The sequence below is a fragment of the Rhodococcus gannanensis genome, from assembly GCF_042681175.1.
GTDB classification, from domain to species: Bacteria; Actinomycetota; Actinomycetes; order Mycobacteriales; family Mycobacteriaceae; genus Rhodococcus_G; species Rhodococcus_G gannanensis.
On sequence record NZ_JBHUFB010000009.1, the window covers coordinates 54,093 to 68,306 of the forward strand.

Genomic DNA, 14,214 nt, shown 5'->3' on the forward strand with positions numbered 1-14,214 from the left:
AGCCGAGGCCGACTCCATGCCCCACCATGGACAGCGGCAGCACCGCCCAGGATGCTCCCGGCACCGCCGTGCTCTCGGAGGACAGATGACGGACGACCCTCAGCCCATACGACCCGAAACACGCAACGGCGCCGGAAGCACGGCATTCATCGCAGGCATCATCGCCGCGGTGTTCGCATTCATCCCGTTCATCGGAGAGTTCGTCGCCATCCCGGCTGGACTGATCGCCGTCGTGGGTGGGTGGATCGGTCTCGATCGAGTCGATCGCGGTGTGGCGACCAACCGTCGCGACGCTCTGATCGGCGCGGGGCTCGGCATCGCGGCGCTGTTCGTGGTGTTTCTCGTCTTCGCGGCGACCTACGACGCCACCTAGTTGGCACCCGACGATTCCAGCTTCTCTCGCTCGCGCGCCGAGTCGAGGGGACGACGGGTGAGGCGAAGTACTCACCGGCACCGAATCGGCGGCTCGGTTCGCTGTGCCTGCACGGCGAGCGCATGCCTTCAGCAGCGCTGGGCGGGAGACTCGCTGTCTTCCTTGGACTTACGGCACACCCGAGAATTGCTCGAACGATCTTCGCCGGTCGTACTGCCGTCAGGCCCGCAGGCTCAGATTCCGGTGTGAGGGGTCGATACGGAATGCGATCTGGCAGACCATCGCGTCGCTGTGTTTGCGCAGCGCGTGTTCGATCTCGTCGGCGCGGTGGGTGGGCAGGAGCCGGTGCCACGTGGTGGCCGGTTCGATCGTGGCGACAACCGCGAACACCCGGTCGCCTCCGAAGTGGGTGCGCACGTATCGTGCCAGCGACAACCCGACCGAATTGTCGGTGTCCTCGATCAGAATGAGCCGCGTGTCGGGGTACCTCGCCTGCCACTCGCGGGTGAACTCGGCTGTGGATTCGTGATCGTCACAGACGCGGATGGCGGCCGGTGCAGGCGTCATCGAAGTGGCGGCGGACAGCGCCATCCGGCTCAGTTCGGTCACCCCGGACACCGGAACCAGCACCGTCGGGCGTGATCCGATGACACGTGGCCCTGCACGGTCAGGGCCGATCGCCAGACGGTCACCGAGGTGGTCGTAGGCGGCGCTGACCCGCTGCATCCCGGCCACCAGCAGCGGTAGGGCGACGACGACGAGCCAGGCCCCATCGCTGAACTTCATCGCCGTGGTCACCACTGCCGCGACGGCGGTCAGCAGGGCTCCGGCGCCGTTCAGGGTGGCGCGCCAGGCCCAGCCGGGTGCCCGTTGGGCGCGCCAGTGCCGCACCATCCCGACCTGCGCGAGCGTGAATCCCACGAACACACCTATGGCGAACAGCGGCACGAGCGCGTTCATGTTGCCGCCGGACCCGATCACCAGCGCCCCGGCCGCGATTCCCAGTGTCAGCACGCCGTAGCGATACACGTCTCGGGAGTTCCGCCGGGCGAATCGATGAGGTAGCAGGTTGTCGTCGGCCAGAATGCGCATCAGCGTCGGAAGACCGCCGTACGAGGTGTTGGCCGCGAGTGCCAGCAGCACCACCGTCGCGAATTGGACGACGTAGTAGCCGGCGCCGTTCCCGAGGGACGCCGCGGTGAGCTGGGAGAGCACGGTGGTGCCCTCCACCGGGGCCAGTGAGAACTTCTCGATCAGCACCGCCAGACCGATCAGCATCGTGCCGAGGAGCACGCCCAGCGCCACTTCGGCGCGCTGGGCATTGACCACCCGGGGAGTCCTGAAGCTCGGGACGGCGTTCGCGATCGCCTCCACCCCCGTGAGTGCCGCGCACCCACTCGAAAAGGCCTTCAGTAGCAGCAGAATGCCGATCGTCTCGGCGTTGTCCAAGGCCGAACCTGCGCCGACGACACTCGCCGGCTCCGAACGCAGCAGGCCCGCGACGATGACGGTGAGGATGCTCGTGACGAACACAATCGTCGGAATCATGAACGCGCGAGCCGAATCCGCGATTCCGCGCAGATTCAACGCGGTGACTCCGAGCAGGATCGCCAGTGCGATCCACACCGTGTGGGGCAGCAACGCGGGAAAAGCCGACGTCAACGCCGCCACACCGGCTGCGATCGACACCGCGACGTTGAGAACGTAGTCGATGATCAACGACGCGGCCGCGATCAGACTCGCCCGTCTGCCGAGGCGTTTGCGTGCCACCGCGTAGGCGCCACCGCCGTTGGGAAATGCAGCGATCACCTGACGGTAGGACGCGACCAGCACGGCGAGGAGCAGGGCAATGGCAATGGTGACCGGCAGGGTGAAGCCCAGTCCGGCTCCGCCTGCCACCGCCAACACCAGGACGATGGCCTCGGGTCCATAGGATACCGAGGCCATCGCATCGAGGGAGAGGCCCGCCAATCCGGTTGCAACAGAAAGTTTCTTCCGGTCGCTACCGGGGCGGGTCGTCCCGGGTTCCTGGTGGCCTGTCGTAGCTCCGATTCTCACCCGTACAGCGTGATCATCGACGTGTCGGAGGAAAAGCACTTTGACACCATCTTGACGGCCGAGACGAGTTCCTCACACACGTCGCGATTCCTCGACCGAGAGACGGCACCACCGACCGATGCGCCCCCCACGGAGCAACACCCTGTGTCGTGGCCGACCGGGCCCGTACACGGATGTCGTCAGCTCCTGTCACAGGACATCGGTCAACACTCGTCCGGCGCCGGCTCCCCGCCCAGCCGCGCGTCCACCCAGTCGAATGCACCCGGGTTGCCGGTCAGTTCACCGATGACGTGTTCGCCCGGGACCTGGCGGTACACCGTCGACACCCCGAGCCCGCACTGCTCGGCGAACAGGTTCTGGGAGCCGAGCGCCGGAATCCAGAACTCCTGGCCGCCGTTGTAGATGTACAGGGGCGTTCCCGCCGGCACGTCCGCCATCTTCATCTCGGCGAAGATTTCTTGTGCAACAGGTGAACTCAGTACCTTCTTCACATCGGCGAGCGCCTCGACGGGAATGCCGGGCAGTCCGGCGAGCGCGAGCGTCATCACGCACGCGTTGCGAAGCCCGGACGTACCGACTCGCTCGCCGAGATCGTTCATCAGGGTGAGGATCTCGGTCTGCTGCCGGGCAACCCCGAGCACCGCGGCCAGGAAGAGGCCGCCGGCGAGGTTGCCGTTCATCGTGCGCCCGAGCATGTCGTAGTCGGCAGGCACACCACCGATCGCGGCGCCCACGATGTCGCTCGCGAGTTCGGGCGCATAACCGTTCAGCAGCTTGGCGGCGCCACTCGTGGCGATCGCACCACCGGAGTAGCCCATCATCGCGATCTTGGAGGCGCCGAACTCGGCGGGGTACAGGTTGCGCATTCCTCGGATCGTGTCGAGGATTGCGTGCCCCGCGACGAACGGCTCACCGTACGTCATGAGCGGACCTTCGTGGTCGGGAATGAGCACCGCGTAACCGCGTTCCTCGGCCTTCGCAGTCACGGGGCGAAGCAGCTCGAACGGGTTGGTGGACGGCGTGATTCCGTGCGCGAGTGTGTGCGAGGGCGTGCAGTCCCGCCCCAACCCGTTGATCGGGACGTTGTTGACCAGCACCGGGCGTGGCCCCGGCCCGGCCCACGGTGTGGCGGGAACGACGAGTGTCGCCGTCGCGAACGACGGTCCGCCGTGCGAGTCGGTCGTCTTGACCTTGAACTGCCGCACCTCACGGACCGGGCCTCGCAGAAACCGAACGGCGACCGGGGTGACGTCCCTGGTCTCGATGACCTGCCCGTTCGCCATCCCCGGGAGTCCGGGTGGGAACTCGTCGAAGAACGGCTCCCCGATCGGGGACGGCAGGACCGCCTGCCACAGGGCGTCGAGGTCCGGATACGGCGGGTTCGGCGCCGGGACGATGGCGTCGACGAGCGGCGGGAGCACCGAACCGAGTGGCGACCGGGCCACCGAGGCGGTGCCGAGCGACCCCGTGATCAGCGTCGTCCCGTTCAGCGGCTCACCGTCCGACCCGGTGCCGTCGGTCAGTGAACCGGTGCCGACGGACCCCTCGCCGCCGGCACTGCCACTGGACTGTGCCGCGGCCGTGGCGCCTCCGCCGCCGACCACGATCGTCGCCGCCAGGGCGGCGACACACACTCGAACCCAGTTTCCCCCGTGCTGGATGCGCATGGCGGCACGCTAACACCGGCACGCACCGGCAGCGACGAAGCGGGGAGGTCGGATTGCGTGTCGACACTTAGGGTTTCGAACTTACGACGACGGCAGAACGGCCGCTTTGTCCGAATCCGAACGGGTCTGGCGTCTGGATCGAGTGGTGTGGCGTCCGGGTGGGTGTGGATCCCGCGGGAGCGTTGTTGACACCACACATGACAACCAACCTGATCGCCGACGTCCGCGCGGCGAACCCGACCCGACGCGTCTGGCCCGCGTTGGCGACGATGTTCCTGGGCAGCTTCGCCCTCGTGACCGCCGAGTTCCTGCCTCCCGGAGTGCTGACGCTCGTCGCCTCCCAACTCGGTGTCACGGAAGGCGTGATCGGGTTGTCCGTCAGCGTGACCGCACTGACCGCGCTGGTGGCCGCGCTCGGGATGGGATCGCTGTTCCCCCGACTGGACCGGCGCACCCTCCTCGTCGCACTGACCGTCGGAGCGGTGGCCTCGAACGTTCTTGTCGCCGTCGCACCGAACGTGGTGGTCCTGATGCTGGCGCGGTTGCTGCTCGGCCTCGCGATCGGCGGCTACTGGTCGATGGCGTTGGTGATCGTCACCCAACTCGTTCCCGCCGACCGCGTCGGAAAGGGGATGATGATCGTCAACGCGGGCACCACGCTCGCGACCGTCGCCGGCGTGCCCCTCGGAGTGCTCCTGAGCACCTACGCCGGGTGGCGTGTCGTCTTCGCCGTCGCCGCGATTCTGACGCTCGCCGCTGCTGTCGCGGTCCGAGTGACGCTGCCACCTGTCGCGCCCGCCGCGGGAGTCGGCTGGGCGGCGATGGGGAGTGCGCTCCGCTCGCGGGGTGTGGCACTCGGGCTGACCGGTTTCGTCGCCGTCATCGGCGGACACTTCACCGGCTTCACGTACATCCGGCCGGCGCTGGCCGAGTTGGTCGGCGCAGGCCCGGAGTCCGTGGCGATCCTGCTGGCCCTGTTCGGCGCGGGTGGCCTCGTCGGAAACTTCGTCATCGGCAGTCTCGCCGACCGACAGCTGCGACCACTGCTGGTGGCCGTCCCGGGCGCGATCGGGCTGTCCGTGCTCGCGCTCGCACTGTCCGAGGGCCGTTCCGCCCTCGGGTATCTCGCGGTCGTCATCTGGGGCGCGGCGTTCGGCGGCCTGCTGAACCTCGCCCAGGTCTGGGTGACGCGGATGCTCCCGGACCGCGTGGAGGCGGGAAGTGGGCTCCTCGTCGCCTGCTTCCAGACCGCGATCATCCTCGGCTCCGCGGTCGGCGGGCTCGGGGTGGACGGTCTCGGTGTCGGCGCGACCTACGTCGTCGCCGCGGTGGTCACCGTCGCCGGCGGGCTGCTGGCCCGGATCACACTCGGCCGCGTTGCCGCTGCCATTCGGACGGCGTGACGCCGGTGTGCCTGCGGAACGCCCGGCCGAACGCGGTGTCGGAACCGTAGCCGAGCCGCTGCGCCACGGCGGCGATCGAGACATCTCCCCGGGTCAACATCCGTTGTGCCTGTTCGATTCTGACGGCCGACAGGTAGCGGCCCGGGGGCTGTCCGGTCGCCGCGGTGAACCGGGCCGCGAACCCGGACCGGGAGGCGAGCGCCAGCCGTGCGAGCGATTCCACCGTCCACTCCCGGCCCGGCTCGGCATGTATGGCGGCGACGGCACGGGCCAGACCGGGTTCGTCCACCCGCAACAGCCACCGACTGGGTGCGCAGCCGCGAGCGAACCAGGACGACACCGCGATCGTCGCCACCAGTGTGGCGGTGCGGTCGCGGAGTACGTCGTGCGGGTGGCCGCCGTCCTCCACCAGATTTCGCAGCAGGGCGTGGGCCATCGGCTCGCGTTCGGCGAACTCCGTGAGGATCACCCGCCGCGGCAGTGCGTCGAGCGCGCGCGACGTGCCCGCCGACGTCATCCGCAGGCACAGGATCGTCGCCTCCGACAGCGCCCTCATCGTGTGGCTGTGTCCGTGCGGCACGAAGAGGAGGTCGCCCGGCGCCAGATCCTGCGCGTTACCCAGGCCCTCCACGCGAAGAAGCCCGCAGGTGACCAGAACCGCACGCGACTCACCGTCGCCGGCGTCGACGTGCTCGCAGGCGTCGAGGATCACGCGCTCACCGTGGGCGGACCGCCAGTGCAGGCCGGCCAACACGTCGTCGACACCGACTGCCGGTGCACCTGCCACTGCGGAATCGACTGTCATGCGGCTCCTTTCACGACAGTCGCAGACAACAGCCGAGACACCCTCGGTATTCCCGGAGACGCGTACGGCCGCGGCCCCGGATCGGGGACGCGGCCGTACGACGATCTGCGCAGGTGGTCAGGAGACGGTGACCGTCTCCTTCTTCTCCACCGGAACCTCGCTCGTGATCACCTCGGTCTTGATCTCGGCGGCTGCCGAGCTCTCCTCCACGGCACGCGGTTCCGCGATCTGCTGCGGCTCCTGCGCGTAGTGGAAGTGCGGGCGACGGTGTCCGACGAACGAACCGAACCACGACATGATCGCCACGTACCGGTTGCGGAAACCGACGAGGTACACCATGTGCACGGCGAGCCACAGCACCCACGCGAAGGCACCGGTCAGCTCGATGTTCTTGACCTTCGTCACCGCGCGGAAGCGGTTGATGATGGCCATGCTGCCCTTGTCGCGGAACTTGAACGGGGTGCCGCGCTTCTTCTTGCCGAGGATGGTGGCGGCGACGTGCCGTCCGCCCTGCATCGCGACCGGAGACTGGCCGGGCAGGTTGTTCAGCGAGGTCATGTCGCCGACCGCGAAGATGTCGGCACGACCGCCGACGGTGAGGTCCGGGTTGACGAGCAGTCGTCCGGCGCGGTCGGTCTCGCAGCCGGTGGCCTCCGCGAGGACCCGCGCGAAGTCGTTGGCCTGGACACCCGCCGACCAGATGACGGTCTCGGCGGTGCGGCGGACGCCCTCGGCCTCGCCGTGCGCCTTGAGGGTCGCGCCGTGCGCATCGATGTCGGTGACGAGGGTGTTCAGCACGACCTCGACGCCGGACTTCTCCAGCGACGCCTTGGTGTACTCGCTGAGCTTGCCGCCGTAGGCGGGCATCGCGACACCGGCACCCTCGACCAGGGTCACGGTGACGTCCGCTGCGGTGACGCCGCGCATCGACTGCTCGAAGTAGCGGCCCGCGAGTTCCTTGATCTGACCGGCCAGCTCGACGCCCGTGGCGCCGGCACCGATCACGATGAAGCTGAGCAGGTTCTTGGCGCGCTCGGGGTCGGTGGTGGTGTGCGCCTCCTCGAAGCAGCGCACGATCTGGTCGCGCAGGCGCTTCGCGTCGTTGACCGTCTTGAGTGCGTAGGTGACCTTCGCGAACTCGTCGCGGCCGAAGTACGACTGGCGGGCGCCGGTCGCGGCGACCAGATTGTCGTAGCCGAGGGTGTGGCGCTCGCCCGCGGCCTCGTAGACCAGTTCCTTGGCCTCGGCGTCGACGCCGACGACGCGGCCGAGGCGGACGTCCGCCTTCGGGTAGTCCTGGAGGATCGCGCGGATCGAGGGGGCGATCTCGCCAGCGGAGAGGACGCCGGTCGCCACCTGGTAGAGCAGCGGCTGGAAGAGGTGCTCGGTGGTCTCGGAGATCAGGACGAAGGGTCGGCCGGCCTTGGCCAGTTTCTTGGCGGCGGCCAGAGCGCCGAATCCGGAACCGACCACCACGGTCTCGGTACGGTCCTGTGTCTGTGTCTCGGCCTGGTCCTTCACCATTGCCTCACCCACGGTTTCCTCCTGCGGCATCCCCTGACTCCACGCTGAGCCAGTACTGAGAGCAACGCTAAATAGTTACGCGTCCATTCCGCCACGTATCCGTGATATACGGCAGACAGTTATCTCGATCGCTCATAAGTAGGATCGTGCCGTGGACTTCCGGCAACTGCGCTACTTCCTGGCCGTCAGCGAGGAGCTCAGCTTCAGCCGAGCCGCCGAGAAGTGCTTCATCTCCCAGTCCGCGATCAGCCACCAGATCAGCAAACTCGAGAACGAACTCGGCACCAGCCTGTTCGACAGGTCCACCCGGGTCGTCAAACCCACTCCCGCCGGGTTTCGCCTGGTCCCGATCGCGCAGCAGGTCCTCGCCCTGGAGACGCAGGCGCTCGCGGTCGCGCGGGAACCGCGCAACCGCATCCGGATCAGCGCCAACATGACCTTCGCGCCGCAGAGCCTCGACGCCATCGCGCAGGTCCGTGGACGCTACCCGGACCTCGACATCGAGTTCGTCATCAAATCCTTCGCCGACCGCATCGACGCGGTCTCCTCCGGCGACGCGGACATCGCATTGATCCGCGGCCACCTCGACCGGCCCGGCCTGGAAACGGTCGAGCTCGGCACGGAACGTCTCGTGATCGTGACCTCCAGCCAGCACCCGCTGTCCGCGTTCTCGACGGTCGACCTGGGCGAACTCGCCCACTTCCCCCTGCTGCTGCCGCCGCGCACCAGCCAGGTGCTGCTGCACAGCGTCGTCGAGGAGGCGTTCGTCGAAGTCGGGCGCCGGGTCCAGCTCGGACCGCCGATCGCCCGCGACCACACCGCCACGCTCGACGTCATCACCAATCCGCGCGCGTGGACGGTGCTGTTCGCCAGCACCGTCTCCAGCGACGCCGCCCGACCCGGCCTGCGGGTCATGAGGGAAGCCGGCAACCGGCTCACCGTCCCGGTATCCGGCGTCGTCCGCAGCGGATCGCTGTCGTCGGGGGCGTTGTCCTTCATGGTCGACGCGCTGCGGCAGGCGATGGATCCGGCGATCCCGCCCACCCCGACCGGCGACGAGGACTGACGCCCACCTCCCGACCGGGAGGCAGGCCCGTCACATCGTCCGGCGACCCGACAGCGCTCGGCCCAGCGTCAACTCGTCGGCGAACTCGAGGTCGCCACCCATCGGCAACCCGGACGCCAGGCGCGTGACCGTCAGCCCGGGGAAATCGCGCAGCATCCGAACCAGATAGGTGGCCGTGGCCTCGCCCTCGGTGTTCGGATCGGTGGCGATGATGACCTCGGCGACGTCGACGCCGTCCTCCTGGTTGCCGATCCGCGCCAGCAACTCCCGAATACGCAACTGGTCCGGCCCGACCCCGCTGAGCGGGTCGAGCGCACCACCGAGCACGTGGTAGCGGCCACGGAACTCCCGGGTCCGCTCGATGGCCTGCACGTCCTTCGGCTCCTCGACCACGCAGATGACGGTGCGGTCGCGGCGGGCGTCGGAGCAGATCCGGCACTTCTCCTTGTCCGACACCGTTCCGCACACGACGCAGAACTGCACACCGTCCCGGATGCGCTGCAGCGCGTTCTGCAACCGCTCGATCTCCGGCGGCTCCACCCCGAGCAGGTGGAACGCGATCCGCTGCGCGCTCTTCGGCCCGACCCCCGGCAGCTTGCCGAGCTCGTCGATCAGATCCTGAACGGGCCCCTCGTACACTCCCTACCCCGCTAGAACGGAAGGCCGGGCAGACCGCCCGCGAGCGGACCGAGCTTGCCGGCCGCGAGTTCCTGAGCCTTGCCCGCCGCGTCCGCGATCGCGCCGATCACCAGGTCCTGCAGGGTCTCGACGTCCTCGGGATCCACGACCTTCGGGTCGATCGCCAGTGCCACGACCTCGCCGGTGCCCTTGACCGTCGCGGTCACCAGCCCGCCACCGGCCTGCCCGGTCACCTCGGTCTGGGCGATCTCGGCCTGAGCCGCCATCAGCTGCTGCTGCATCTGCTGGGCCTGCGCGAGGAGCTGCTGCATATCGGGTTGTCCACCGGGCTGCACGTTGTGGTCCTTTCTGCGTGTTTGCCAGCCAGCGTAGACGCACCCGGATACGGTAGGCCCGTGCAAGCGACGTCATGGCCTCGCGGCCGGCGCGCCGCAACCCGCACCCGCAGGTGGAGCGCTACATGCCTCGGTGCGCTGGCGGTCGTCCTGTCCTCCTGCACCATTCCGACCGACCAGGCGGTCACGGTCGCCGAGCCCGCCGAGCAGGCGCCGGCACCCCGCCTCGGTTCCGCACGCGGTGCGTCGGTGGACACACCGGATCAGCCGCTGACCGGCAAGACCGTGTTCCTCGACCCCGGGCACAGCGGATCGCACGACGCCGCGATGACCGCACAGGTACCCACCGGGCGCGGTGGCACCAAGGACTGCCAGACGACCGGGACGTCCACCGCGACCGGATACCCCGAACACACCTTCACCTGGGAGGTGGCCGGGCTGATGCGCTCCGAACTGGAGGTTCGCGGCGCCCGGGTCGAGCTGAGCCGCCCGGACGACACCTCCGTCGGCAGCTGCGTCGACGAGCGTGCCGCAGCCGCGAACGAGTCCGGCGCCGACGCCGTCGTCGCGATCCACGCCGATGGCGCAGGCATCGACGACCACGGCTTCCACGTCAGCTACTCGGCGCCGGCACTCAACGGCGTGCAGGCAGGCGCATCCGTCGAATTCGCGGAGACGATGCGAGACGCACTCGTCGAACGTGGCCTCGTTCCCGCCACCTACATCGGTGACGACGGCCTGCTCCCCCGCGCCGACCTCGCCGGACTGAACCTGTCCGAGCGGCCGTCGATCCTGGTCGAGCTCGGCAACATGCGCAATCCCGCGGACGCGCTACGCATGACCGACGAGGCCGGGCGCGCCGACTACGCGCAGTCGGTCGTGCACGGCGTCGTCGAGTTCCTGTCGGGGCCCTAACCGAGTTCGCGCGCGAGGTTCGCGAGCACGCCGGCCTGGATCTTCTTCAGTCCCAGCGGCGCGAAGGTCTTCTCGAAGAAACCGCCGATGCCGCCCGCGCCGTTCCAGGTGGTGGTCGTCGTCACCGTGGAACCGGTCCCCTTCGGGGTCACGGTCCAGGTGGTGACCATGCTGGAGTTGGCATCGGTCTCGGTGACGGTGTCGGCCGAGACGGTGATGGTGGCCTTCACGTGGCGGGTCCGCTTCTCCGTGGCCTTGAGCGACCACGTCACGACGGTGCCCGCGCCCTGACCGCCCTCGAGCACCGAGTAGTCGTAGTAGTGCTCGGTCAGGATCCGCGGACGCACGGTCTGGTAGTCCGCGACCGCGGCGAGCGCCGCCTCGGGAGCCGCTCCGACGTCGACCGAACTGCTGGCGCTGACCTGTCCCACGAGCTCTCCTCAGTGCTGCGGGCGACCGCTCGTCGCCCTCGAATGACCACCATCGTGCCCGCACGCCGACGGGCGCTGCCAATCCCGCCCGAGCGCCTGTGGCCCGTATCACACACCGCGCACGCGGCACCGACTGGGCGTGAACGCGACTCGCCGCGAGCCTTCCTGCCCCCATCTGTCGCCTGGACGGCTACCAGGGGATAGTTTCGGGGGGTGGCAGTCACTTCGAGTGCATTCCGCAGGAGATCGACCGCACCGCGCGAGATCGGGCCCCGAGCCCACCGCGCGGGGGTCGAGCGATTACTCGCGAGCTATCGCGCCATCCCGCCCGCCGCGACCGTACGGCTCGCGAAGAAGACGTCGAACCTCTTCCGGGCGCGCGCCGCGACGAACACCCCCGGCCTCGACGTGTCGGGGCTGACGTCGGTGATCTCCGTCGACCCCGAGGCCCGGACCGCGGACGTCGCGGGCATGTGCACCTACGAGGACCTCGTCGCCGCGACACTCCCGTACGGACTGGCGCCGTTCGTGGTCCCGCAGCTGAAGACCATCACCCTCGGCGGCGCCGTCACCGGCCTGGGAATCGAGTCGTCCTCGTTCCGCAACGGACTGCCCCACGAATCGGTGCTCGAGATCGACGTCCTCACCGGCGGCGGCGAGATCGTCACGGCGACACCGGACGGCGAGCACGCGGACCTGTTCTTCGGCTTCCCCAACTCCTACGGGACGTTGGGGTACTCCACCCGACTTCGCATCCAACTCGAAACCGTCAAACCCTATGTCGCCCTGCGACATCTGCGCTTCGACGATCTCGAGTCGCTGCAGTCGTCCATGGACGAGATCGCGCGGTCGCGGGTGTACGACGGCGTCGCCGTGGACTATCTCGACGGTGTCGTCTTCTCCGCCCACGAGTCCTACCTGACACTCGGCACACAGACCGACGCACCCGGCCCGGTGTCGGACTACACCGACATGGACGTCTACTACCGGTCCATCCAGCACGAATCGGTGAACCATCCCAAAACGGACAGGCTCACCATCCACGACTACCTGTGGCGCTGGGACACCGACTGGTTCTGGTGCTCCCGCGCCTTCGGCACCCAGAACCCCCGAATCAGGCGCTGGTGGCCGAAACAGCTTCGCCGCAGCAGCTTCTACTGGAAACTCGTCGCGCTCGACCGGAAGTACGACATCGGCGACCGCCTCGAGGCACGCAAGGGCCTGCCGCCGCGCGAGCGGGTCGTCCAGGACGTCGAGGTGCCGATCGAGCGGACCGCCGACTTCGTGCACTGGTTCCTGAAGGAGATCCCGATCGAGCCGATCTGGTTGTGCCCGTTGCGGTTGCGCGAACCCGCACCGGCCGACGCCGACCAGGCCAGGCCCTGGCCGCTGTACCCGCTGGAGCCGAAACGCACCTACGTCAACATCGGCTTCTGGTCGTCGGTGCCGATCGTCCCCGGGCAACCCGAGGGCGCCGCGAACCGGCTCATCGAACGGACCGTCACCGACTTCGAGGGCCACAAGTCGCTCTACTCCGACGCCTACTACTCGAAGGCCGAGTTCACCGCCCTCTACGGCGGCGAACGGTACGACTCACTGAAGAAGCGCTACGACCCCGATTCACGTCTACTCGACCTCTTCTCGAAGGCGGTGCAACGCAGATGACCACGTTCAAGGACGCTCCCACCCGGCACGGTTCCGGCGCAGCCAAGCTGACCATCGCAGAGATCCTCGGGATCGTCGTCGGCCGGAACCTCCCGGTGTACTTCACCGCCTACGACGGCAGCGAACTCGGCTCCCCCGACGCCGAGTACCACCTGCATCTGAAGACGCCGCGCGGCACGACGTACCTCATGACCGCGCCCGGCGACCTCGGCATGGCCCGCGCGTACATCTCCGGTGACCTCGTGGTCACCGGCAGCCACCCCGGCAACCCGTACGAGGTGCTGAGGGTGCTCGGCGAACAGCTGCACTTCCACCGGCCCAGCGCCCGTGAACTCGCCCACATCACCCGGTCCCTCGGCTGGGAGGTGCTGCGGCCCATCGCTCCCCCGCCGCAGGAGTCGCTGCCGCGCTGGCGTCGGCTCGCGGAAGGACTGCGGCACTCCAAGACCCGCGATGCCGAGGCCATCCACCACCACTACGACGTCTCGAACGCCTTCTACGAGAAGGTGCTCGGGCCGTCCATGACGTACACCTGCGCCGCGTACGAGTCCGAGGACCAGAGCCTCGAGGCGGCGCAGGAGAACAAGTACCGCCTCGTCTTCGACAAGTTGCGGCTCAAGGAAGGCGACCGCCTCCTCGACATCGGCTGCGGCTGGGGCGGTATGGTCCGCTACGCAGCCCGCCGCGGCGTCAAGGTGATCGGCGCGACCCTCTCCGCGGAGCAGGCCGAATGGGCGCAGAAGGCGATCGCCGACGAGGGACTGTCCGGGCTGGCGGAGGTCCGGCACTCCGACTACCGCGACGTCCACGAGACCGGCTTCGACGCGGTGTCGTCCATCGGCCTCACCGAGCACATCGGTGTCGCCAACTACCCCGCCTACTTCGAGTTCATCAAGTCGAAGCTGCGGGACGGCGGCCTGATGCTGAATCATTGCATCACCCGCCCCGACAACACCCGCAGCACCCGGGCGGGCGGCTTCATCGACCGCTACGTCTTCCCGGACGGCGAACTCACCGGCTCCGGACGGATCATCAGCGAGATCCAGGACATCGGTCTGGAGGTGCGCCACGAGGAGAACCTCCGCGAGTCGTACGCGCTGACCCTGGCCGGTTGGTGCCGCAACCTTGAGGACAGCTGGGACGAATGCGTCGCGGAGGTCGGCGAGGGCACCGCGAAGGTGTGGGGCCTGTACATGGCCGGCTCGCAGCTCGGCTTCGAGCGCAATGTCGTTCAGCTGCACCAGGTCCTGGCGGTCAAGCTCGACGCCGCCGGCCGTGCGAACGTCCCGCTCCGCCCCTGGTGGAACGGATAGGACCTGTGCGCACTTTTGGT

At 68.4% G+C, this 14,214-nt stretch carries 13 protein-coding genes; 6 read left to right on the top strand and 7 right to left on the bottom strand.

The genetic code is table 11. The features are described 5' to 3' along the window. Positions 1–85: 85 nt before the first annotated feature. Positions 86–373 (top strand): hypothetical protein, encoded by a 288-nt coding sequence (locus tag ACFSJG_RS07010; protein WP_378484498.1) that lies wholly within the window; start codon positions 86–88, stop codon positions 371–373. A gap of 219 nt (positions 374–592) precedes the next feature. On the opposite strand, the gene ACFSJG_RS07015 is transcribed toward ACFSJG_RS07010, so the two are convergent. Both ACFSJG_RS07015 and ACFSJG_RS07020 read right to left on the bottom strand, forming a co-directional pair. Further along, entirely contained in the window at positions 593–2,320 is a 1,728-nt protein-coding gene (locus tag ACFSJG_RS07015) for an APC family permease (protein WP_378484499.1), read from the bottom strand. A gap of 314 nt (positions 2,321–2,634) precedes the next feature. Beyond that, positions 2,635–4,098 (bottom strand): lipase family protein, encoded by a 1,464-nt coding sequence (locus ACFSJG_RS07020; RefSeq protein ID WP_378484500.1) that lies wholly within the window; start codon positions 4,096–4,098, stop codon positions 2,635–2,637. Between the two features lie 197 nt (positions 4,099–4,295). Between ACFSJG_RS07020 and ACFSJG_RS07025 the strand changes: the two genes are divergently transcribed. After that, positions 4,296–5,501, top strand: coding sequence for an MFS transporter (locus tag ACFSJG_RS07025; protein WP_378484501.1), 1,206 nt, complete (start codon positions 4,296–4,298; stop codon positions 5,499–5,501). Here ACFSJG_RS07025 and ACFSJG_RS07030 read toward each other — a convergent pair. Both ACFSJG_RS07030 and ACFSJG_RS07035 read right to left on the bottom strand, forming a co-directional pair. Continuing rightward, positions 5,461–6,306 carry a helix-turn-helix domain-containing protein gene (locus ACFSJG_RS07030; protein WP_378484502.1) on the bottom strand — a complete coding sequence of 282 codons (846 nt, stop codon included), beginning with the start codon at positions 6,304–6,306 and terminating at the stop codon, positions 5,461–5,463. The genes ACFSJG_RS07025 and ACFSJG_RS07030 overlap by 41 nt on opposite strands. A gap of 117 nt (positions 6,307–6,423) precedes the next feature. Further along, entirely contained in the window at positions 6,424–7,830 is a 1,407-nt protein-coding gene (locus ACFSJG_RS07035; RefSeq protein WP_378485238.1) for an NAD(P)/FAD-dependent oxidoreductase, read from the bottom strand. Positions 7,831–7,981: 151 nt separating this feature from the next. On the opposite strand from ACFSJG_RS07035, the gene ACFSJG_RS07040 reads away from it, so the two are divergent. Beyond that, entirely contained in the window at positions 7,982–8,896 is a 915-nt protein-coding gene (locus ACFSJG_RS07040; protein WP_378484503.1) for a LysR family transcriptional regulator, read from the top strand. A 30-nt stretch (positions 8,897–8,926) separates the two neighbouring features. On the opposite strand, the gene recR is transcribed toward ACFSJG_RS07040, so the two are convergent. After that, a complete protein-coding gene (recR, locus tag ACFSJG_RS07045; RefSeq protein WP_007535446.1) occupies positions 8,927–9,535 on the bottom strand; it encodes a recombination mediator RecR in 609 nt (202 codons plus the stop codon). 11 nt (positions 9,536–9,546) lie between these two features. After that, the gene (locus ACFSJG_RS07050; RefSeq protein ID WP_043809045.1) at positions 9,547–9,870 is read right to left on the bottom strand and encodes a YbaB/EbfC family nucleoid-associated protein; all 324 of its coding nucleotides are present in this window, start codon (positions 9,868–9,870) and stop codon (positions 9,547–9,549) included. Between the two features lie 138 nt (positions 9,871–10,008). On the opposite strand from ACFSJG_RS07050, the gene ACFSJG_RS07055 reads away from it, so the two are divergent. Then, entirely contained in the window at positions 10,009–10,785 is a 777-nt protein-coding gene (locus tag ACFSJG_RS07055) for an Rv3717 family N-acetylmuramoyl-L-alanine amidase (protein WP_378485239.1), read from the top strand. Here the strand turns inward: ACFSJG_RS07055 and ACFSJG_RS07060 are convergent. Then, positions 10,782–11,216, bottom strand: a complete 435-nt coding sequence (locus ACFSJG_RS07060; RefSeq protein WP_378484504.1) for an SRPBCC family protein — start codon at positions 11,214–11,216, stop codon at positions 10,782–10,784. The genes ACFSJG_RS07055 and ACFSJG_RS07060 overlap by 4 nt on opposite strands. Before the next feature lie 264 nt (positions 11,217–11,480). Here ACFSJG_RS07060 and ACFSJG_RS07065 point away from each other — a divergent pair, with 264 nt between their 5' ends. Beyond that, positions 11,481–12,881, top strand: a complete 1,401-nt coding sequence (locus ACFSJG_RS07065; protein ID WP_378485240.1) for an FAD-binding oxidoreductase — start codon at positions 11,481–11,483, stop codon at positions 12,879–12,881. Then, positions 12,878–14,194, top strand: coding sequence for a class I SAM-dependent methyltransferase (locus tag ACFSJG_RS07070; protein ID WP_378484505.1), 1,317 nt, complete (start codon positions 12,878–12,880; stop codon positions 14,192–14,194). Before ACFSJG_RS07065 ends, ACFSJG_RS07070 begins: the two co-directional genes overlap by 4 nt. The last annotated feature ends 20 nt before the right edge of the window (positions 14,195–14,214 follow it).

Coding starts and splice junctions, on each gene's coding strand:
- ACFSJG_RS07025 (WP_378484501.1), top strand. CDS start 4,296: ATGACAACCAACCTGATCGCCGACGTCCGCGCGGCGAACCCGACCCGA.
- ACFSJG_RS07030 (WP_378484502.1), bottom strand. CDS start 6,306: ATGACAGTCGATTCCGCAGTGGCAGGTGCACCGGCAGTCGGTGTCGAC.
- ACFSJG_RS07035 (WP_378485238.1), bottom strand. CDS start 7,830: ATGGTGAAGGACCAGGCCGAGACACAGACACAGGACCGTACCGAGACC.
- ACFSJG_RS07020 (WP_378484500.1), bottom strand. CDS start 4,098: ATGCGCATCCAGCACGGGGGAAACTGGGTTCGAGTGTGTGTCGCCGCC.
- ACFSJG_RS07070 (WP_378484505.1), top strand. CDS start 12,878: ATGACCACGTTCAAGGACGCTCCCACCCGGCACGGTTCCGGCGCAGCC.
- ACFSJG_RS07010 (WP_378484498.1), top strand. CDS start 86: ATGACGGACGACCCTCAGCCCATACGACCCGAAACACGCAACGGCGCC.
- ACFSJG_RS07015 (WP_378484499.1), bottom strand. CDS start 2,320: ATGGCCTCGGTATCCTATGGACCCGAGGCCATCGTCCTGGTGTTGGCG.